The organism is Puia dinghuensis, assembly GCF_014642875.1.
Taxonomy (GTDB): Bacteria; Bacteroidota; Bacteroidia; order Chitinophagales; family Chitinophagaceae; genus Puia; species Puia dinghuensis.
In genome coordinates this window covers 399805-420099 of record NZ_BMJC01000003.1, presented here as the reverse complement: position 1 = coordinate 420099, position 20295 = coordinate 399805, and the positions used below count along the sequence as shown (strand labels likewise).

At 52.9% G+C, this 20295-nt stretch carries 14 protein-coding genes; 11 read left to right on the top strand and 3 right to left on the bottom strand.

Going from position 1 to position 20295, the window contains the following annotated elements; all coding sequences use genetic code 11:
* Positions 1-26 precede the first annotated feature (26 nt).
* The gene (locus IEY39_RS15015) at positions 27-944 is read left to right on the top strand and encodes a DUF8457 domain-containing protein (RefSeq protein WP_188932950.1); all 918 of its coding nucleotides are present in this window, start codon (positions 27-29) and stop codon (positions 942-944) included.
* Here IEY39_RS15015 and IEY39_RS15010 read toward each other — a convergent pair.
* Entirely contained in the window at positions 917-2227 is a 1311-nt protein-coding gene (locus IEY39_RS15010; RefSeq protein ID WP_188932949.1) for a 3-deoxy-D-manno-octulosonic acid transferase, read from the bottom strand. The two genes, IEY39_RS15015 and IEY39_RS15010, sit on opposite strands and share 28 nt — an antisense overlap.
* 96 nt (positions 2228-2323) lie before the next feature.
* Between IEY39_RS15010 and IEY39_RS15005 the strand changes: the two genes are divergently transcribed.
* The 10 genes from IEY39_RS15005 to IEY39_RS14960 all read left to right on the top strand — a co-directional run bounded on the left by IEY39_RS15005 (position 2324) and on the right by IEY39_RS14960 (position 16465).
* Positions 2324-3451 (top strand): DegT/DnrJ/EryC1/StrS family aminotransferase, encoded by a 1128-nt coding sequence (locus tag IEY39_RS15005; RefSeq protein WP_188932948.1) that lies wholly within the window; start codon positions 2324-2326, stop codon positions 3449-3451.
* A 21-nt stretch (positions 3452-3472) separates the two neighbouring features.
* Positions 3473-4792 (top strand): UDP-glucose dehydrogenase family protein, encoded by a 1320-nt coding sequence (locus tag IEY39_RS15000; RefSeq protein WP_188932947.1) that lies wholly within the window; start codon positions 3473-3475, stop codon positions 4790-4792.
* Between the two features lie 42 nt (positions 4793-4834).
* Entirely contained in the window at positions 4835-5818 is a 984-nt protein-coding gene (locus IEY39_RS14995) for a UDP-glucuronic acid decarboxylase family protein (protein ID WP_188932945.1), read from the top strand.
* Between the two features lie 105 nt (positions 5819-5923).
* On the top strand, positions 5924-7138 hold the full coding sequence (locus IEY39_RS14990; protein ID WP_373285465.1) for a nucleotide sugar dehydrogenase: 1215 nt from the start codon (positions 5924-5926) through the stop codon (positions 7136-7138).
* Positions 7138-8202 (top strand): dTDP-glucose 4,6-dehydratase, encoded by a 1065-nt coding sequence (rfbB, locus tag IEY39_RS14985; RefSeq protein WP_229688918.1) that lies wholly within the window; start codon positions 7138-7140, stop codon positions 8200-8202. Before IEY39_RS14990 ends, rfbB begins: the two co-directional genes overlap by 1 nt.
* A gap of 4 nt (positions 8203-8206) precedes the next feature.
* Positions 8207-8767 carry a dTDP-4-dehydrorhamnose 3,5-epimerase gene (gene rfbC / locus IEY39_RS14980; RefSeq protein WP_188932943.1) on the top strand — a complete coding sequence of 187 codons (561 nt, stop codon included), beginning with the start codon at positions 8207-8209 and terminating at the stop codon, positions 8765-8767.
* Positions 8767-9627: a dTDP-4-dehydrorhamnose reductase gene (gene rfbD / locus IEY39_RS14975; protein WP_188932941.1), complete on the top strand. Its 861-nt coding sequence runs from the start codon at positions 8767-8769 to the stop codon at positions 9625-9627. Before rfbC ends, rfbD begins: the two co-directional genes overlap by 1 nt.
* Before the next feature lie 288 nt (positions 9628-9915).
* Positions 9916-12534, top strand: a complete 2619-nt coding sequence (locus IEY39_RS14970; protein ID WP_188932939.1) for a GEVED domain-containing protein — start codon at positions 9916-9918, stop codon at positions 12532-12534.
* Between the two features lie 90 nt (positions 12535-12624).
* On the top strand, positions 12625-15573 hold the full coding sequence (locus IEY39_RS14965) for a WD40/YVTN/BNR-like repeat-containing protein (protein ID WP_188932937.1): 2949 nt from the start codon (positions 12625-12627) through the stop codon (positions 15571-15573).
* 190 nt (positions 15574-15763) lie between these two features.
* Positions 15764-16465, top strand: a complete 702-nt coding sequence (locus IEY39_RS14960) for a head GIN domain-containing protein (RefSeq protein WP_188932935.1) — start codon at positions 15764-15766, stop codon at positions 16463-16465.
* Positions 16466-16469: 4 nt separating this feature from the next.
* Here the strand turns inward: IEY39_RS14960 and IEY39_RS14955 are convergent, their stop codons facing one another.
* Entirely contained in the window at positions 16470-17855 is a 1386-nt protein-coding gene (locus IEY39_RS14955; RefSeq protein ID WP_188932933.1) for a sigma-54-dependent transcriptional regulator, read from the bottom strand.
* On the bottom strand, positions 17845-20097 hold the full coding sequence (locus tag IEY39_RS14950) for a histidine kinase dimerization/phosphoacceptor domain -containing protein (RefSeq protein WP_188932931.1): 2253 nt from the start codon (positions 20095-20097) through the stop codon (positions 17845-17847). The genes IEY39_RS14955 and IEY39_RS14950 overlap by 11 nt, the downstream gene beginning before the upstream one ends.
* Positions 20098-20295: the final 198 nt, after the last annotated feature.

The following is a 20295-nucleotide window of genomic DNA, read 5'->3' as shown; positions in this document are numbered from 1 at the left end:
ACCCTTAAAGTGCTGTTTAGCTTGATATGGAACGACTTAAAGAACTTCTTACTCAATTAAAGGAGCAGTTCGACCATAAGGCCGAACCCGCCCGGATGCTCGAAACCGCAAAAAGCATAGAGGCCGAACTAGAGCTTTTGGCCAGCCAACCGGCTCCCGCTAAGGTAATGCCGACAAAAATAGCGGTTATGATGCCATCAGCCACCAAAATATATGCCGGACAGCCGCCGGCCCAGCCCGCACCCGAGCCTAAGAAAGACCTTGCTGCCCAACGGAATAATGCCCCGGCCGGTGTTGTCAATGGCGTCAACGGCGCCCATTCCGAGGCAAAAATGGAGGTCCCGGCAGCAGCTCCCGTCACACCTGTCCCCGTCGAACCGCTCGATACCGCTGACGTACGTCACGATACCGCTGACGGTCACTACGATAGCGCTGACAATCAGCATGATAGCGCTAACGCGCGGTATATGCCACCTGCTCAGGCCGCACCCGTCCCTCCCGACCATGCCATCGAAACTGTCACCCTGGAAAAGCCGCTGGACAGGGGCGTTTGGCCATTTAATCCCCTGGCTGACAAGCCTATAGATCGCTTTACCCTCTCTCAGCGCTCGAAAGAGGTGAACGACGTCATCGGGATGAGCGGCACCTCCCTCAATGACAAATTGAAATCCGACGTGGCCGACCTCAAGACCACCCTCAACGGCGCCCCCGTCCGCGACCTCAGAAAAGCCATCGGTGTCAACGACCGCTATGTCTTTATAAACCAGCTCTTCCGCGGTGATGAGGTCATGTACGAACGTAGTCTCAAAACGATCAACGGATTCAGGATACTGCCGGAAGCGGAATACTGGATGGAAAGGGAATTGAAGGTAAAACTGGGTTGGGATGAGAACCGCGAGGCCACCCGCCACTTCTATCAATTGGTTAAAAGACGATTCTCCTGAATGTACCGGATGATCCGCCCGGTAGCCCCCTTCTTCGAATGGACATACTGACTCGACGCCAATCCCGTCTCCTGGCACTCTTGTGGGTTCTGTAACAGCCGGTTAAAGACTTTTTCCGCCTCCAGGGCGCTGTCGATGATCAGCCCCCCGCCACTCTCCGTCAACTCCACCGCCTCGATATATTTCTCGATCACCGGTCCAAAGACCACCGGCTTTCCATACACGGCCGCCTCCAGCACATTGTGCACTCCGTCATCTCCAAATCCTCCGCCCACATAGGTGATCGTCGCATACCGGTATAACCGGCTCAGCATCCCGATGTTATCAATGATCAGCACATTCGGTTGAGGCCAGGCGCCCCTTCCCGCAGCCGGCGGCCTGGCCAGGACACCTGCGCCCTGCTTTTCCAGCACGGAATACCGCATCGAGTGGCGAAACAGCCGCTCCACCTCCTGTAGCCGGGCTTCGGAGATCTCATGCGGCGCCACGATGAATCTGATGTCGGGATGGGTATTTGCATAGTGATCCAATTCTTCCTCATCCTCCTCCCAGGTAGACCCGGCCACGATCACCTGCTGCTGCCCGCAAAACGCGGCTATCAAAGACAATGGCTCCCGTTCGCCACCCGCCGCGATCTCGATCACCCGGTCGAACCGGGTATCACCGCTCACCGTCACAGGGGTAGTCAGTCGCAACCGCTGCAACAGCTGCTTCGACGCCTCCGTCTGCACAAAGAGATGCGTAAAACACTCCAGCATGTACCGGTGCAACCGGCCATACCATTTGAAGAAAGGCTGGTCCTCCCGGAATATCCCCGATATAAGCAGCAGGGGAATATTCCTTTTCTTCAATTCTACAAGAAAGTAATACCAGTAGTCATACTTCACCCACAACACGAGGTCGGGCTTCACCAGATCGATGAACGCGCGGGCATTGCCCGGACTGTCCAATGGTAGATAGAAAATATGATCGGCCCCTTTGTAGTCCTTGCGGGTAGTATAGCCCGAGGGCGAAAAAAAACTCAGCACGATGCGGCAACCCGGCGCCTGCCGCCGCAACTCTTCCAGCACGGGCCGCCCCTGCTCGAATTCTCCCAACGAAGAACAATGCATCCAGACGACGGGGCCGCTCTTATCCGCAGCCGTCGCCATCTCTGCCCTTATCCGGTCGAAAAGCCCCTGCCTGCCCTCCAGCCAAAGCTTTGCCTTTCTGTTCCAGGGAGCGATAAGCCGGATGCCCAATTTGTACAATAGCAGGAACAGATGATAAAAAATGATGCTCATAATAGTGTCTCAACTACCCATTCGTAGCATTGGATAAACCACATTTTTGCAGTAGGTTTGTGCCCGCTTAAAACCCGTTTAAAACAGAGAATGACTATGCGACCCATCCAAATGGTAGATCTAAAGCGGCAATATACAAAAATAAAAAGTGAAGTTGACTCGGCCATTCAGGAGGTTCTGGATACCGCAGCCTTTATCAACGGTAAGATAGTGACCGACTTCGCAACGGCCCTCTCGGCTTATACCGGCTCAAAACACGTCATCCCCTGCGCCAACGGTACCGATGCCCTGCAGATAGCCATGATGGCGCTCGATCTCCAACCCGGCGACGAGGTGATCACCCCCTCCTTCACCTACATCGCCACCACCGAAGTGGTCGCCCTCCTCAAACTGAAACCCATATTCGTAGAGGTCGACCCGAAAACTTTCTGTATCGACCCGGTGGCCATCGAAAAAGCCATCACCCCCCGCACCCGCGCTATCGTCCCCGTTCACCTCTATGGCCAGTCGGCCCCCCTGCAGGAGATACTCGACATCGCCGCACGCCATAATCTATATATCATCGAAGACAACGCCCAGGCCATCGGCAGCTCCTACCGCTTCCCCGACGGGACGGTAAAAAAGACCGGCTCCATAGGTACCATCGGCGCCACTTCCTTCTTCCCTTCGAAAAATTTGGGCTGTTACGGCGACGGCGGAGCAATATTTACAGATGATGACACGTTAGCTAGCCGGTTGAAAATGATTGCTAACCATGGGCAGAGCCGGCGCTATTATCACGAACTGGTAGGCTGTAACAGCCGCCTCGATTCTATCCAGGCTGCCGTGCTGAATGTAAAGCTGAAGAGACTGGACGAGTACATCGCCGCCAGACGTGCCGTCGCCGACTATTATGACAAGGCATTCAACGCTCACCCGAAGATAAAGACGCCCTACCGGGCGCCCTACAGCCACCATGTTTTCCACCAATATACCCTGGTCCTCGATGGGGTCGACCGCAACGGCCTGAATGAATTCCTGGCCGCCCGCAATATCCCGTCGATGATCTACTATCCTGTGCCCGCCCACCGTCAAAAGATGTTTGCCAACTTTGGCGGCGGCAATTACCACCTCGAAACCACCGATTGGCTGACGGAAAGGGTCATCTCCCTCCCGATGCACACAGAATTGGACGATGAGCAACTGCACGCCATAAGCGACGCGGTTTTGGAATACATTAAATAACTATTAACAAAAAAGATCGTTATGAAAATTGCTGTGATCGGCACCGGTTACGTAGGACTAGTTACAGGCACCTGTTTCGCTGAGACGGGGAATGATGTCGTTTGTGTGGATATCGACACTACCAAGGTACAGAAACTATCGAATGGCCAGATCACGATCTATGAACCCGGCCTGGAAAAACTCTTCCTCCGCAACCTGAAGGAAGAGCGGTTGCGGTTCACCACCGACCTGGAAGATGGGATAAAAGAAGCCCAGATCATCTTCCTCGCCCTGCCCACCCCGCCCGGTGAAGACGGCTCAGCCGACCTTAAATATATCCTGGGGGTGTCCGATCAGCTGGGCAAGATCCTGAAAGACTATAAAGTCATTGTCGACAAAAGCACCGTACCCGTCGGCACAGCCGAAAAAGTACACGCCGCCATCAAAAAGAATTGTAAAGGCGAATTCGACGTCGTCTCCAACCCCGAATTCCTCCGCGAAGGCGTCGCCGTCGATGACTTCATGAAACCCGACCGCGTCGTCATTGGGACTTCCTCCGACCGCGCCCGGAAAATAATGAACGATCTCTATCTGCCCTTCGTCCGCCAGGGTAACCCCATCATCTTCATGGACGAACGTTCTGCCGAACTCACCAAATACGCCGCCAACTCTTTCCTCGCCACCAAGATCACTTTCATGAATGAAGTGGCTCAGCTCTGCGAACGCCTTGGCGCCGACGTAGACATGGTACGCCGCGGCATCGGCAGCGACGAACGCATTGGCAAACGCTTCCTCTTCCCCGGCATCGGTTATGGCGGTTCGTGCTTCCCCAAAGACGTTCAGGCCCTCGTAAAATCCTCCCAGGAAGTAAGCTATGACTTCCGCATCCTCAATGCCGTCATGGACGTCAACGAAAAGCAGAAGCTCCACCTGATGCCCAAGGTCAAAAAATACTTCAAGGATAACCTCAAAGGCAAACATTTTGCGCTTTGGGGCCTGGCCTTCAAACCCAATACCGACGACATCCGTGAAGCCCCGGCCCTCTACATGATCGACGCCCTTCTCAAAGAAGGCGCTACTGTCGCCGTCTTCGACCCCGAAGCCATGAACAACGTAAAACAGCTAATTGGCGATAAGGTCACCTATTCGGAAAGCCAGTACGATGCCCTCGAAAACGCCGACGCTCTCATCATCGCCACCGAATGGAACGAATTCCGGACACCCAACTTCCTGAAGATAGTTACCAGCCTGAAGAATAAGGTCATCTTCGACGGCCGTAACCTCTTCGACATCGCTGCCATTCGCGAACTCGGCTTCTATTATGAAAGCATCGGCCGCGCACCCGCAAACCCGACGAAATAAAAACACCAGCGTGAGCCAAGGGCTCACATAAATCAACCATACATGAGCAAACAGCGTGTACTGATCACCGGCGCCGCAGGCTTCCTAGGGTCCCATCTTTGCGACCGCTTTATAAAGGAAGGCTACCACGTCATCGGAATGGACAACCTCATCACCGGCGACCTCCGCAATATCGAACACCTTTTCCGGCTCGAACAGTTTGAATTCTATCACCACGACGTGAGCAAATTCATCCATGTCCCCGGCGACCTGCGATTCATCCTCCACTTCGCCTCCCCGGCCAGCCCCATCGACTACCTCAAGATACCCATCCAGACCCTCAAGGTCGGTTCCCTGGGTACCCACAACTGCCTTGGCCTGGCCAAATCAAAAAAAGCCCGCATCCTCGTAGCCTCCACCTCGGAGATCTATGGCGATCCCCTCGTACACCCGCAAACAGAAGAATACTGGGGCAATGTCAACCCCGTCGGTCCCCGCGGTGTCTATGACGAAGCCAAGCGCTTCCAGGAAGCCATGACTATGGCCTATCACAACTTCCATGGCCTGGAAACCCGCATCGTCCGCATCTTCAATACCTACGGCCCAAGAATGCGCCTCAACGACGGCCGCGCCCTGCCCGCCTTCATCGGCCAGGCCCTCCGCGGTGAAGACCTCACCGTCTTCGGCGACGGCAGCCAGACCCGCTCGTTCTGCTATGTCGACGACCTCGTCGAAGGCATCTACCGCCTCCTGCTGAGCGATTACCACCTGCCAGTCAACATCGGTAACCCGTCGGAGATAACGTTGAAACAGTTTGCGGAAGAAGTCATTGGGCTCACCGGGACGAAACAAAAGATCTCCTACAAACCGCTGCCTGTCGACGATCCGAAGCAACGTCGCCCCGACATTACGCGCGCTAAAGAGATATTGGGCTGGGAACCAAAAGTGTCCCGCTCGGAAGGTCTGAAAGCCACCTACGACTATTTCAGGTCTCTCCCGCCGGAAGAATGGACCCGCCAGCCAAAGGAATTTGTCAGCAGAAACTAACCAAATTATCAACCGACCACAATGAACGAAGCGAAGATTTACGAAGACCTTTTATCAAAAAAAGCCAAATTAGCCGTCATAGGCCTGGGATATGTTGGACTCCCCATCGCCCTCGAGTTCGCCCGGAAGATATCCGTCATAGGATTCGACATCAATGCCAAACGCATCGACATGATGCGCCACGGCATCGACCCCAGCAAAGAAGTAGATGCTGCTGAATTCAAGGGACGGGACATCGTCTTCACCGATGACCTCGAAGTGCTGAAACAGGCCCGCTTCTTCATCATCGCCGTTCCGACCCCGGTTGACAAATACAATGTTCCTGATCTGAAACCCCTCATCGGCGCATCCACCACCGTTGGGAAAGTGCTGAAAAAAGGCGACTACGTCGTATACGAATCCACCACCTACCCCGGCTGCACCGAAGAAGACTGCCTGCCCATCCTGGAAAAGCTGTCCGATCTTCACCTCTCCAAAGCCGACTTCAGCCTGGGCTACTCACCCGAACGCATCAACCCCGGTGATAAAAAGCACACCCTTCGGACAGTGATGAAGGTTGTCTCCGGCAATACTCCGCTCGCCCTCGACGAGATCGCAAAGACCTATAGCCTTGTCGTAGACGCCGGCGTCCACCCGGCCCCATCGATAAAAGTCGCAGAAGCCAGCAAGATCATCGAGAACACCCAGCGCGACCTCAACATCGCCCTGATGAACGAATTATCGCTTATCTTTGACCGCATGGGGATCAATACCTATGACGTCATCGATGCCGCAGGTACAAAATGGAACTTCCTCAAATTCCAACCCGGCCTCGTAGGTGGCCATTGCATTGGCATCGACCCCTATTACCTCACCTATAAAGCTGCTGCCCTGGGTTATGAATCGAAGGTCATCGCCTCTTCGCGCTATATAAATGACGACATGGCCCGCTATGTGGCCCGGAAAATTATCAAACATGTGCTGCGCATTTCCAATGAACCCCGCGTCCTCGTAAAAGGCGTTACATTCAAGGAAAACGTCAGCGATATCCGAAATTCCCGCATCATCGACACCGTAAAAGAGCTGCTGGCCTTCAATATCACGGTAGACGTTGAAGACCCTTATGCCGTAGATGAGGAAGTACATGAGGAGTATGGTCTGCACCTTAACGGCGAACAGGCGGGCAATTATGATGCCGTTATCATCACTGTGCCTCATGTACAATACAAAGAGCTGGATGATGCATATTTTACCGCCATCACCCGCGAAGGCGCGCTCATTGCCGACCTTAAGGGAATCTATAAGGACAAGATCTCTAACAGAAAATACTGGAGTCTATAATGGCAAAGGATAACAGGACCATCATGATCACCGGCGGAGCCGGATTCATCGGATCGCATGTCGTAAGACTGTTCGTTACGAAATACCCGCACTATCGCATCGTCAATGTCGATGCCCTCACTTATGCGGGTAACCTCGCCAACCTGAAGGACGTCCAGTCGGCGCCCAATTACACCTTTGAAAAAGCCGACATCACCGACGAAACCCGGATAAAAGAGCTGTTTGTTCAATACCAGTTTGACGCTGTCATTCACCTTGCTGCGGAAAGCCATGTCGACCGCAGCATTATGGATCCGCTTGCCTTTGTCAGGACCAACGTGCTCGGCACCGCCAACCTCCTTCATATCGCCGGCGCTGCCTGGAAGAACGACTACGCCGGCAAGCTCTTCTACCACGTCTCCACCGACGAGGTCTATGGTTCCCTCGGCGCCGAAGGGTTCTTCACCGAAGAGACACCCTACGACCCGCGTTCACCGTACAGCGCGTCGAAAGCCTCATCCGACCATTTCGTCATGGCCTGGCACCACACCTACGGTCTGCCCGTCATCCTCTCCAACTGCTCCAACAACTATGGCAGCAACCACTTCCCGGAGAAGCTGATCCCGCTGATGATCAACAATATCCTCAACAACAAACCCCTTCCCGTGTATGGAAAGGGCGAGAACGTCCGCGACTGGCTCTTCGTCGACGACCATGCCCGCGCCATCGACATCATCTTCCACAGCGGCAGGGTAGGAGAGAAATACAATATCGGCGGCTTCAACGAATGGAAGAACATCGACATCGTCCACCTGCTGTGCTCTATAATGGACAAAAAACTCGGCCGTACGCCGGGTGAATCCGCAAAATTGATCACCTTTGTAAAAGACAGACCCGGCCACGACCTACGCTATGCCATCGACGCCACAAAGCTGAATAAAGAGCTGGGCTGGAAACCCTCGCTCCAGTTCGCCGAAGGCCTCGAAAAAACCGTCGACTGGTACCTCGCTCACCAGGATTGGGTGAAAGAAGTTACCTCCGGCGACTATCAGAAATATTATACCGAACAATACAGCAAAAGATAAAAGGATGCCTTTCAAAAACACCGACATCCCCGGCTTATTGATCTTCGAACCCAACGTTTACAGAGACGAACGGGGCTATTTTTTCGAGGCCTACAACGAACAGGTCTTCCGGAAGCAGGGTTTAGACATGCGATTCGTCCAGGACAACCAATCTTTCTCCTATTATGGGGTGATCCGCGGCCTGCACTATCAAATGGACCCACACGCCCAGACAAAACTCATCCGCGTGGTGGAAGGACGGGTCATCGACGTGGCCGTCGATATCCGGAAAGGTTCGCCCACCTTTGGTAAACACCTGGCTATCGAGATCTCTGCCGAGAATAAACTACAGCTCCTCATCCCCCGCGGCTTTGCCCACGGCTTTTCCGTTCTTAGCGAGACCGCCCAGCTGCAGTATAAATGCGACGGACTCTACAACAAGGAAAGCGAAGGCGGTATCCGCTATGACGATCCACAATTGGACATCGACTGGGGTATCCCGGCCGACAAGGTTATCGTCTCCGGAAAAGACCTCGAGCTACCCTCCTTTGCGCAATGCCGTAATACGTTTCAATACGCAGGCTAATGGCAACACCCACCATCCTCGTCACCGGCGCAAATGGCCAACTGGGCCGCGAACTACAAGTTCTCGCTGCTGCCTATCCGCAGTACAGCTTCGTCTTCGCCGATCGTAGCCAACTCTCCATCGAGGACCCGCAACAGATAGCGACCTTCTTCAACACCCATAAACCGGCATGGTGCATCAACTGCGCCGCCTACACCGCAGTCGACAAGGCTGAGACTGAGAAAGACGCCGCTTTCCGCATTAATGGCGAAGGTCCGGGCTACCTCGCAGCCGCCTGCCGCAACAGCGGCGCAAGACTCATCCATGTTTCCACCGACTATGTCTTCGACGGAAATTCAGCTACCCCGCTGAAAGAGAACGACCCCACCGCACCGATCAACGCCTATGGCGCCTCCAAATTAGCGGGCGAACAGCGGGCGATGGAAAACCATCCCGGCGGCACGGTCATCATCCGCACGGCCTGGGTCTACTCCGAATTCGGCAACAACTTCGTCAAGACCATGATCCGCCTTATGAAAGAGCGGCCCGCCATCAACGTCGTCGACGACCAGATCGGCTCGCCTACTTATGCCGCCGACCTCGCCGCTGCCATCCTCCACATCGTGAACAGTCCTAACTTCGTACCCGGCATCTATCACTACAGCAATGAAGGCCGCATCAGCTGGTACCAGTTTGCTTCGGCCATCCGCAACCACACCGGCAGCACCTGCACCGTCAATCCCATCCCGAGCAGCCAGTTTCCGACTCCTGCAAAAAGGCCCCACTATTCCCTGCTCGACAAGACCCTTATTCGTAAAACCTATAATATTATTATTCCTGACTGGGAACCCAGCCTCCTCACCTGCCTCGGCCGACTCTGACAACACCTCCAACTTTAACCGACAATTACGTACGTTCGATTACTAGTGCCCCATAAGTAGTTCTTCTATTGGCGAAAACAGAGAGCACCTATCCGTACTAATAATTCTTGAATTATCTAATGCATAAACGTTTCTCTCCCAGTCCGGACAAGCCGATGAACGTATTTTTCTAAACGCCCTTCGTACTTTTCACGATTGCCCGTAAGCGGTTTCTTATCTAGCTTGCACCCAGTTCGATTAACCCCCGGCGACCATGTGCTGGTGATTGGTCAACCTTAATCCATCCTCATGAAACCTCTTTACTTTATTAGGCTCTTATTCTTACTGGGCTTTTATTTCATCTCCGGCATCTCCTATGCCCAGTGCCCGGGGACTGCGGTTACCGCCACCCTCAAATGGGACAATCGTTGGTGGCTCATCACAACAGGTAATTATGCCTACAATGCGGCAAAAGGAGTCGGTGTGACGACGGCCATGAGCCAGAGCCAGAATTTTACCCTCGGCACCAATAGAGTAAATATCGCCACGGCCATTGCTGCCCTCGGTGATAATACGACCATCCAGTCCACGGCGCAGGCGGGTTCTTTCGGTTCGGGCACTGCTGTTGAGTTCAACGGCAATGGCACCATGACCTTCACCTTCGATACTGTAGTCGCCAACCTCAACTTCAGTCTTTACGCTATCGACAAGAGTCAGACAGCCAACGTGACGGCTACGGATGGGTCCGGCAATCCGCTGGATATTACCATGGCCGCCGATGCATTAGGTACCCTCTTCGTTGCCGGCAGCGGCACCACCTCTGCCACGGCTATGGCTTCCGCGGCCACAGTCGCCTTTACCAGTCCCAGGTCTACGGTAAATGTCACCATCGGCGGTTTTACTCCCGCCGGTACCAATGGTGTTAAGACCGTGACCATCACCATCGGCGGGACAGCAGGAACGTGGTGGCTGTCCGATCTCTCTGCCTGCGTATACCGGTCATTCCCCACCAACTACTACACTGTGGCCAAGCCCTTTACCGGGCAGCCGGCCTATATCCTGAATACGTCCAATGCAGCTACTGCTTCTACAACGGATGTCAATACCGGCAACTGCCGCTGGGTGATGACCGATAATACTGCGACCAATAAATGGCTCAACTCCTTTGGCTATGATCCCTATGAACATTTCTTATATTATGTGAAGGATGGGATGGGGGTTACCACCAACAGGGCCATCAAGAAATACGATTTCAATACACTCAGCGGCCTCAATGCCACCATGAGCTCGGGTACCATCTCTACGCTCATCGCGGATGTCCGGGCAGCGCCGTTCAATATCCCCACTTTCGACATCGCCGTCGAATCGGGCGCCGCATCTTTCTACAATGGCTCGCTTTACATCGGGATAGAAGGCACCAATAATAACAGCACCGCCACCAGCGGCCGCTATTCCATGGCCTGGCGCATCGACTTCGACGCCAGCTTCAACCCGATAAAAGCTGCCCAGGTGTATGCGGTGAAAGCCGATAACGGCACCGGCACCCTGCTGCATGACTGGGGCGATTTCTCCATCAGCAACGGCGTCATGTATGACTTCAACAGCGCGGGCAGCGGCAGCTGGATCCATTACGATCTGCAAACGGGCCTCATTGTCAGCACCTACCCCGCCAACTCGAACCCCGTGCCGGGGGAATCCGGTGTCGCCTGGAATGAGAACGTGTATTGGCTGGGGGGTCTCGTGGACTCCATCGCGTTGTACAACAAGAACGGCACCATCGGGCCGGAATCCCACCTGGCGGGTAAGGCTGCCATCGACTGGACCACCAGCGGTTCGGGGGATGGATCGGATGCCTTCAAGCCGCCGCTCGACTATGGCGACGCACCGGCCAGTTATGACCCTGCCGGCTCCGACCCGGCTACCCATGATTTCGACAGTACGCTAAAGCTGGGAACATACTGGAATGCCGAATTCGCAAAGAAGACCAGCGCCAATGCCACCGGTGACGGCGCTACCGATGACGGTATCCCTATCCTTCCCACCTTTACGAATTACCAGACCACTTATGGGGCTAACGTAAACGTATATAACCACACCGGGGCGAACGCAACCCTCATCGGGTGGATCGATCTTAACAATGACGGCCTTTTCGATGCTTCGGAAGGCAGCACCCCTGTCACGGTGAGCAGCTCTACGAGCATGCAGTCGATTGCCCTCAGCTGGACAGGGGCGGCATCGATACCCCTCTCGGCAACGAATGTATTCATGCGCATCCGGCTTACCTCGGCAAGCAACGGCATGACCGTCAACAATGCCCTGGGCTATTACAGCAACGGGGAAGTAGAAGATTATATGATCCCCGTAAGCGTCGTGCTGGCTACCCGCCTCGTCTCCTTCACCGGCGTGCCGTTGAATGGCCACGACGTCCGGCTCAACTGGGCGACGGCTAATGAGATGAACATGCAATCCTATACCATCGAGCGCAGTTCTGATGGAACCACCTGGGGAAGCCTCCGGACGCTGACGCCAAACAACCGGCCGGAATCGACCCAGCAATATAGCACCGATGACCTCGATCCCCAAAACGGCGATTCCTACTACCGGCTTAGAATGACCGATTATGGCGGTAGTGCTTATTATAGCGAGGTAGTTAAAGTAAACCTTGACAACGTGTCATTCACCCTTACTGTCGCTCCCAATCCTTTCAAAGGATCGTTGGTTGCCAATGTTGCGCTGGGTAAGGAAGAAACACTCTTTATCCGACTGATAGACACGCGTGGAAATCTGTTGTATTCGCAATCGGTCAATGGAAAACAGGGTACGAACCTTATCAACCTGAACCACCTGCCGGAGTTGCCCCAGGGCCTGTACATCCTGGAAGTTTTGAGTCCGTCAGGCACCGCAAGAGAAAAGATTGTCAGGGATTAATCGCATCAGTCGCCGCTGACCGGGCACCTCCGATCAGCGGCGATCCCTGGCTTTTTTTATAGCTCTTTATTAACCCGATAACCCCTATCCATGAAACAACCATTAAGGACCCGCCTGGTCCTCGCTTCTGCCATATTAACCCTTTGCACCGGACTATGCTGCCGCTCGCCGCACCAACGCGACAAGGACGATGAGGAAGAAAAAGATGCCGGAATAGATAAAGAATTGTCGGCATGGTGGTGGTCGAGAGCTTATCCCGACCCCACCAACATCGGCGCAAAATATATGCAAGCCTGGCAGCAGGCGCTGGCCATGCGACCGTCGCCCTCGCATGGAAAAATGGCGGAGGGGGTAAAAACAGTCACGGGTGGCAGCAATCCTATCACTTACACCACGGGCAACTGGGCGCCCATCGGGCCCAGCACGGGCATCGGCGGCCGGATAATAACTATCGCCATCAGCCCTTCCAACGGCAACAACCTGTTCTGCGGCGCTGCCAGCGGCGGCATCTGGAAATCCACCGACGGCGGCAACAGCTGGACGTCGGTGAGCACCGGGTATCCCGTACTGGGGGTTTCCAGCATCATCATCAACCCTTCCAATGCCAATATCATCTTTGCCGGCACCGGTGAGATCTACCGGATGGATTCGACGGTGACCACTGCGGACCCGAGTACTACGGGCTTCAACGTCTGGAAGACAAGAGGCACCTATGGGGTAGGAATATTGCGCAGTACCAATGGGGGCGCCACCTGGAACCAGGTCTTTGTAAAGACCGAAGCCAATATGTTCGGCATTCAGAAACTTAAATTCAACCCTGTCAACCCCAACTCCATTTACGCCTGCGGGACGGACGGCCTCTATCGCTCGACGGATGGCGGCACTACCTGGAATCAGGTGATCGCCAAGAACTATGTATCCGACGTGGTCGTCGATGCAAAAGACACCACCCAGATCGTCATCGGGGTCGGCAACCTCCAGAATACGGATAAAGGCATCTACAAAAGCACCAATAACGGATCGACCTGGACGAAGATCACTTCCGGCCTCCCCGCTACTTTCCAGGGGTTGATCCGGTTGGATAATATACCCACCAAGGGCAACCGGGATACGATCATCGCCGGCATCGGAGTCAATGAAACCGGGTCTAACGAACTGTACCGTTCCACCAATTTTGGAACTACCTGGACGGTGCTGAATAATTCCGCGTATTCCCAGTACCAGTTCTGGTGCGCCAACGCGGTCGCCATTAATCCCTCTTCCACCAGCAACGTGCTCTATGCCGGCGTCAGCATGTATTCCTACAACATCGGTTCGGGTTCTTCTGCCGGCGATGGGAGTATCCACTCCGATATCCATGACATCAAGTTCGATCCATCCAACAGCAATAATGTTTATGTCACCTGCGACGGCGGGGTATATAAAAGTACCGATGGCGGAAGCTCCTTTTCCCAGATCGACAACGGCCTGCAGGCGGTGCAGTTCTATAATACGATAGGGTATAGCACCACCGCCGATATACTGGTGGGCGGCCTGCAGGACAACGGTGTGGTGATGTACAATAGCGGCTCCTGGAGTAACTATCCGGGCGGGTATGGTGATGGGGCGTCCTGTTTCATCGCACCTACCAACAACAGCATCATCCTCACCTCCGGCGACGCCAGAAACCTATATATATCCAACAACGGAGGGGCATCCGCTTCGAATTCTACGCAGTATTGGGGGGCTATTGGCGATTCCCGAACAGCCTTTGTGGCGCCCCTGGCCATCAGCAAATCCAATCCCAAGGTCATGTATGTGGCTTCCGATAACCTGCATGTCAGCACCAACGGCGGCGCATCGTTCAGCGGGAACGCGCTTGGCGCAGGAGCCCCGGCTACGACCCCCAATAACTTCATCGACAAAATCCATAAAACGGGGATAGCCCTTGCCATTTCTGCGACCAATGCGAATAAGGTCTATGTTTCCGTCTCGCCCTTCGCGCAATACGACAACGACGTAGATAACTTATATTATACCCCATCGGCAAATGTATTGCGCACCACCACGGGGAATACGCCCTTCACGAGCATCATGGGCACCGCGCCCAACAACCTGCCCAACCGGTATATAATGGATTTCGCTATCAGTCCTACGAACGACGACAGCGTATGGGTGGCGGTAGGAGGTTTCGGTACCCCTCATGTCTATGTGACGGGTAATGGCGGCACCACCTGGACGAGCAAAGACCCGGGCCCATCGGCGGGCGGCCTTCCCGATGTACCCACCAATGCCATAATGTTCGACCCCAATAATCCGAAGATCATCTATATCGGCAACGACTTCGGCGTGTATGTCAGTCCCAATGGAGGTAACACCTGGCAGGATTTCAATGGCGGGTTCTGGGATGCCACGGAGGTGGTCGACCTCGTTCCGGGACCGAATAATAAGATCCGGGCCGCCACCCACGGAAAAGGGATGTTCGAGACGATATTGTATTCCATCGACCTGCCCCTCTCCCTCCTGCAGCTCACCGGCGCGGATGAAGGCGATCATATCCGGTTAGACTGGCAGACCGGCGATGAAACCTTCATGGCACACCTTCAATTGGAAAGAAGCACGGACGGAAATCATTTTCAGTCCGTCACTGAAGTCGGGCTGCAGGGAGGCGCCGGGCCCCATACCTACACCTTTAACGACTATGGAGCAAGCCAGCTCTCCGGGCACATCTTCTATAGGGTAAAAACCATCGATCTCACCGGACAGGTTAATTATTCCAATATTGTCACCTTCGATCGAGGAGCCAGCGACAGGGCCACCGTTTTGGGTACCCTGTTCCAGAACAGCCTGAGAGTGCAGGTCTCTTCATCCAGTCAGCAAACGATAGCCCTGCTGCTGTACGATATGGCCGGGAAGCTGCTGGCGACAAAGAGCGCAGAGGTGTATGCGGGAACCAGCAACACCGACTGGGACGGGCTTGCCTGGCTACCCCGAGGCGTATACCTTATTACCACCAGGACGAGGACAGGGCGATTCACGCAAAAAGTAACGAGATTCTAACAAAGCTTCCAGGGAGGTAGGGCTCCCTGCGGCGCGACCGATAACCGATACCAACTGCTTGCCTTATCCCTTTCTCCAGCGCGGCCCCCGCACAAGCGGGGGCCTTTTTTTTGCATCCATGCAACAAAGAACCACTACTCCCCGACTCTTAGGCTAATCATCAAACATTCAAAAATAAAAGCACCAACGCATGAAAACGATCAAACTCGCCTTTTTGGCCCTTATCGCCCTGGCGGGCATCACCGGAAGCGCCCTCGCCCAGTCCGAAGAGACCCGGTCGGTCTCCGGCTTCAACGGCATCTCCAGCGGCGGCTCCTTTGCCGTGCACGTAAAGATCGACGGTACCGAGAGTCTGAAGATCCAGGGCGACAAGCAGGACATCAGCGAGATCGAGACAGTGGTCGAACACGGCATCCTGGAAATAAAGACCCCGCACGACTGGGGCCATTTCCATCAAAGGGGAAAAGTAGATATTTATATCACGGCTAAATCGCTCTCCTCCCTGAGTCTCGGCGGCTCCGGCTCTATCGACGTCAGCGGCACCGTAAAGGGCGATAATGTTAGCGTCTCGATGGGCGGCTCCGGTTCCATTTCTGCCGATGTGGAGGCCGATAACCTTAAAGCCAGCGTGGCAGGCTCGGGAAAGTTGCAGATTCAGGGCAAAGCGGCAAAGGCAAAAGTAGAGATCAGCGGCTCGGGTAAGATCAGTGGGGAGCAATTGAAGATCGACGCCGTGGAAATAAGCATTGCCGGCTCCGGCAGTTGCCACCTGGATGTCGAGAAGACCATGTCTGCGCATATCGCCGGCTCCGGCAGCGTATACTATACCGGCAATGCCGTTACCACGAATGTTACCACCGCTGGTTCCGGCCGGGTCACCAAGGTAAAATAGATAGCTATTTTCCCTTTTTCCCCGATCGGATCTTCTCTATGCCGAGTTTTTTAATTCTGGAATTCAGGGTTGAAACGTTAATCCCCAAAAGTTCGGCGGCCCCGCCCGGACCGTACACTTTCCCATTGCAAGCCTTTAAAGTAGCGATGATATGATCTCTTTCGTTTTCCACAATACTCTTCACCCTGGTTTCAGCCGTCGGAACATTCAAATGTGCTGGCTTATGATAAAATTCAGTGACCACAGGGCCCTTCGTAAGCAACACTGTTCTTTGCATTAAATTCTCCATTTCGCGAACATTGCCGGGCCAGTCGTAGCGCTCCATTGCCATTATGACGTCCGCTGAGAAGCCCGTGATAATTTTCCTTGCGAGGTCGGCGAATTTTTTAAGGAAATAATTAGCCAACAACATGATATCATCCTTTCTTTCCCGCAACGGAGGGATCAGGATGGGAAAAACATTCAGGCGATAGTATAGATCCAGGCGAAATCTTCCCGCAGCCACCTCTTCATCGAGGTGACGATTCGTAGCCGCAATGATCCGTACGTCAACTGTTCTGGCTGTGCCACCTACCGGCTGGATCTCCTTTTGTTGCAGCACGCGAAGGAATTTCACCTGCGACTCGGCAGGAAGCTCTCCGACTTCATCTAAAAAGATCGTCCCGCCATTCGCCGCTTCAAATTTCCCGGCCCTTTTTTCCAGGGCGCCCGTAAAAGCCCCTTTTTCGTGTCCAAATAGTTCGGACTCGATTATTGTGGCGGGCAGTGCGCCGCAATTTACAACGACGAAAGGCCCGCTATTGCGGTTAGACGCTTCATGGATAGCCTTGGCCACAAGCTCTTTGCCTGTCCCGCTTTCACCTAAAATAAGGACGGAGGTCTCCGAAGGACCGACAAGACGAATGTGCTCGAAAATATTCTGCATCGATTTACATGCCGTAACGATATTAAACGGATACCCTTCTGCAGAATCATCGTAGCGCTTATTGGTTCCGGATTGATCCATGGCGCCTTTTATCAGCACTTCGTGGAGTTCTACCGCCACTTCCAATGCCGCGAGAACATCGCGCTGGCGGAAAGGCTTGACCAGGAAGCCGTATGGCCTGGTCGCTTTGGCAGCCTGAAAGACTTTTCTGTTGGAATTCGCCGTCAGATAAATAAATGGTATTTTTCTGGTAGCAAGGATCCTGGCCAGGTCGATCCCTGTCAGGGACCCGCGCAGATAGATATCCAACAAAACGAGGTCCGGTTTATGGCGATCCAGCATATCCATCGCTTCAGCGAAGGTCGAGGCTATCGGGATGACGGCATATCCTGCCCGATCCAATATAAGCCGCAGGTTATTGGCTTCAATAAAAATGTCTTCAACAATAAGGATCTTAAGCTTCATAATCCGGGATCGTTTGCTGCATATGCTGAATGGGATCGGTAATATTCTCTCGTATAAATTCAATGACAAGTCTCGTTCCCTTTGTCGTCTCTATCCGTACCGTCCCCAGGAGCTCTTTGCTGAGTCCTCTGATAAGCTGTAAGCCCAGGCTTTTTACTTCATCTTCCTCTTTAAGCTGGAAGCCCTTGCCATTATCGGCAATAACGAGCTTCACCTTATCGCCGGCGAGGGTCATTGAGATCCAAATTTTAGGAGAATCATTGTTTTTGAAGGCATATTTGATCGAGTTGGTTACGCCTTCGTTGATGATCAGTGCTACGGAGATCGCCTGCTGCAGATTCAGGTGCACCGGATCGACTTCGACTTCGAACTCAATTTGATGGGTGTCGAAGCTGTCTTTCAGATAACCGATAAATTCTTCCAGGTATACGGACATATCGATTGACTGAAGATCGTCGTTTTGGTAGAGCTTTTGATGGATCAGCGACATAGCATAGATGCGATGCTGGCTTTTTTCTATTGCCTGCAAGGCATCTTTTTCCAGGTACATGGCCTGGGATTCGAGCAGGCAAATGATCGTGTGCAGATTGTTTTTTACACGGTGGTGCACTTCTTTCAATAGCCATTCTTTTTCGGCGAGTGATCGTTGAAGCTGTTCGTTCATTTTAGCTATTATATTGCTGGCCTTTTTCTTTTGACGATATTGAATGTTCATCAGGATACCGACAGCAAGGAGGATAAGACTGCCGAATAAAGCGGTGTTTTTGATAAAATTCGCTCTTTCTAAGTACATAGCTTGGAGTTGCCGTTCCTTAGTTAGCAAGGCTATCCGCTGGTCCTTTAAATTGAGGTCCGCTTCTTTCCGTTCGGTTTGGTACTGCGCCTTGTATTTTTCTATCGCATCCACCTTTGCCTGTTGCATCACCGTATCGTCATAACGTTTGTTTTTTAATAGATGGCGTATGGCAGAGATGTAATCTCCCTCAGCTGAATCTGCCAGGAAAAGGCAATATTCCACGTGAGCCTTGGCAAGAACAGAGTAGGAATAGTCCACCGATCTCAGGGCTTTTTCAAGATAGGGTTTGGCTTTCGCATAGTTCCCTGCCTCCAGGTAGACTTGTCCCAATCCATAATAGTCAGGCTGGTAGTTTAACCGGGATTCAATGTCCGCGCGCAGTTGCATGTACTTTAGCGCATTAGAATAGTCTTTTTTCAATCTATAATAGGTTCCCATCGCCTGGAACCAGCGAATACTGTCTATGCTGTTGTCGGGAAAATAGTTGGCATTGAGTCTTTTGATCACCTTATCACTTTCTTCTGGCCGCTTTACTTTTATCATTTCTTCGGCCAGATTTAAGATACCATCGGCCATACCCTCATCCCCATATTGTACCTTATAATACCCGATAGCCAGTTTTAGGTACTCTATGCTTGTCTCGTGCTGACCGGCTTTACGCAGGATGCATCCATGGATCAGGAAGAGATCGGCTGCATTGGTGCTATCCTTTGTTTGCGCCATAGACCTTAAAGCCTGCTGAGAGTATTTCAGCGCTTTGTCATAATTGCCCATGTAATACTCCAGCAGCGACAGTTCAAACCAGGTGTAGTGCAGATAGGGATAGCCGATTCCGTCAATTCGTTTGATAACATCGAGTAATTCGGCTTCCGAGGCGGGTTGCACGATATTGGAATGGATACAGGCAATTTCCCGTAATACCATAATTTTTTTCAAGGTGTCATTTAGACTTATGCTGATTTCCTTTGCCTGCATAGTAAGGTACATTGCCTTGTCCGTTAGACTTTTTCTATCGCCGAATTCTATGGTTTGATAAAAATGCGATATGCCGAGCAGCATCTTAAATCGCGTGCTGTCATTCACTTTCGGCAGGATGGATCTTGCGCTGTCGGGAATATTTTTCCGCAAATAGATAAAAGAGATCAATAGTTGGGCTTCGTTATAGGACCTGGTTAACCCGGAACGTAAGCTTAGGCTTGCCGCTTCCCTGGCAAGTTGCATCGCCGAATTCAGGTTGAAGGTGCGCGGATAAGGAGTATTAAAATATATTGTACCGAGCTGCAGCAAGGCGGTGACTTTTTCTGCGTCGGAATGTGAACTCTTGATTGTCTTTTCCAGCGATGGCGCCCGATCACGCGGAACTGGCTCGATTCCCTGGAGCAGTTGGGATCTACACACAGTGCCTTGCAATACCAGCAAGAGGCCTGTCATCATGATATACTTCATTGGCATTCCTTTAAAGTTACAATCCTCTTTGAGCTTCCATTGATCGGAAGTCGAAAATCCCCGGAAAAATTATTGGATTGGTGAAATATCGACAATTGGCCGCATTGCTTTAGTGCCATGTCGTCAAAAACTGCTTTGGAGAATACCATAAAGTGTTGATAATTAATTTGATACAATTTACGGCATACCAATTGAAAC

Excerpts from the sequence above, each read along its gene's own strand:
- IEY39_RS15015 (WP_188932950.1), top strand. The coding sequence starts at position 27 with ATGGAACGACTTAAAGAACTTCTTACTCAATTAAAGGAGCAGTTCGAC.
- IEY39_RS15010 (WP_188932949.1), bottom strand. The coding sequence starts at position 2,227 with ATGAGCATCATTTTTTATCATCTGTTCCTGCTATTGTACAAATTGGGC.
- IEY39_RS15005 (WP_188932948.1), top strand. The coding sequence starts at position 2,324 with ATGCGACCCATCCAAATGGTAGATCTAAAGCGGCAATATACAAAAATA.
- IEY39_RS15000 (WP_188932947.1), top strand. The coding sequence starts at position 3,473 with ATGAAAATTGCTGTGATCGGCACCGGTTACGTAGGACTAGTTACAGGC.
- IEY39_RS14995 (WP_188932945.1), top strand. The coding sequence starts at position 4,835 with ATGAGCAAACAGCGTGTACTGATCACCGGCGCCGCAGGCTTCCTAGGG.
- rfbB (WP_229688918.1), top strand. The coding sequence starts at position 7,138 with ATGGCAAAGGATAACAGGACCATCATGATCACCGGCGGAGCCGGATTC.
- rfbC (WP_188932943.1), top strand. The coding sequence starts at position 8,207 with ATGCCTTTCAAAAACACCGACATCCCCGGCTTATTGATCTTCGAACCC.
- rfbD (WP_188932941.1), top strand. The coding sequence starts at position 8,767 with ATGGCAACACCCACCATCCTCGTCACCGGCGCAAATGGCCAACTGGGC.
- IEY39_RS14970 (WP_188932939.1), top strand. The coding sequence starts at position 9,916 with ATGAAACCTCTTTACTTTATTAGGCTCTTATTCTTACTGGGCTTTTAT.
- IEY39_RS14965 (WP_188932937.1), top strand. The coding sequence starts at position 12,625 with ATGAAACAACCATTAAGGACCCGCCTGGTCCTCGCTTCTGCCATATTA.
- IEY39_RS14960 (WP_188932935.1), top strand. The coding sequence starts at position 15,764 with ATGAAAACGATCAAACTCGCCTTTTTGGCCCTTATCGCCCTGGCGGGC.
- IEY39_RS14955 (WP_188932933.1), bottom strand. The coding sequence starts at position 17,855 with ATGAAGCTTAAGATCCTTATTGTTGAAGACATTTTTATTGAAGCCAAT.
- IEY39_RS14950 (WP_188932931.1), bottom strand. The coding sequence starts at position 20,097 with ATGAAGTATATCATGATGACAGGCCTCTTGCTGGTATTGCAAGGCACT.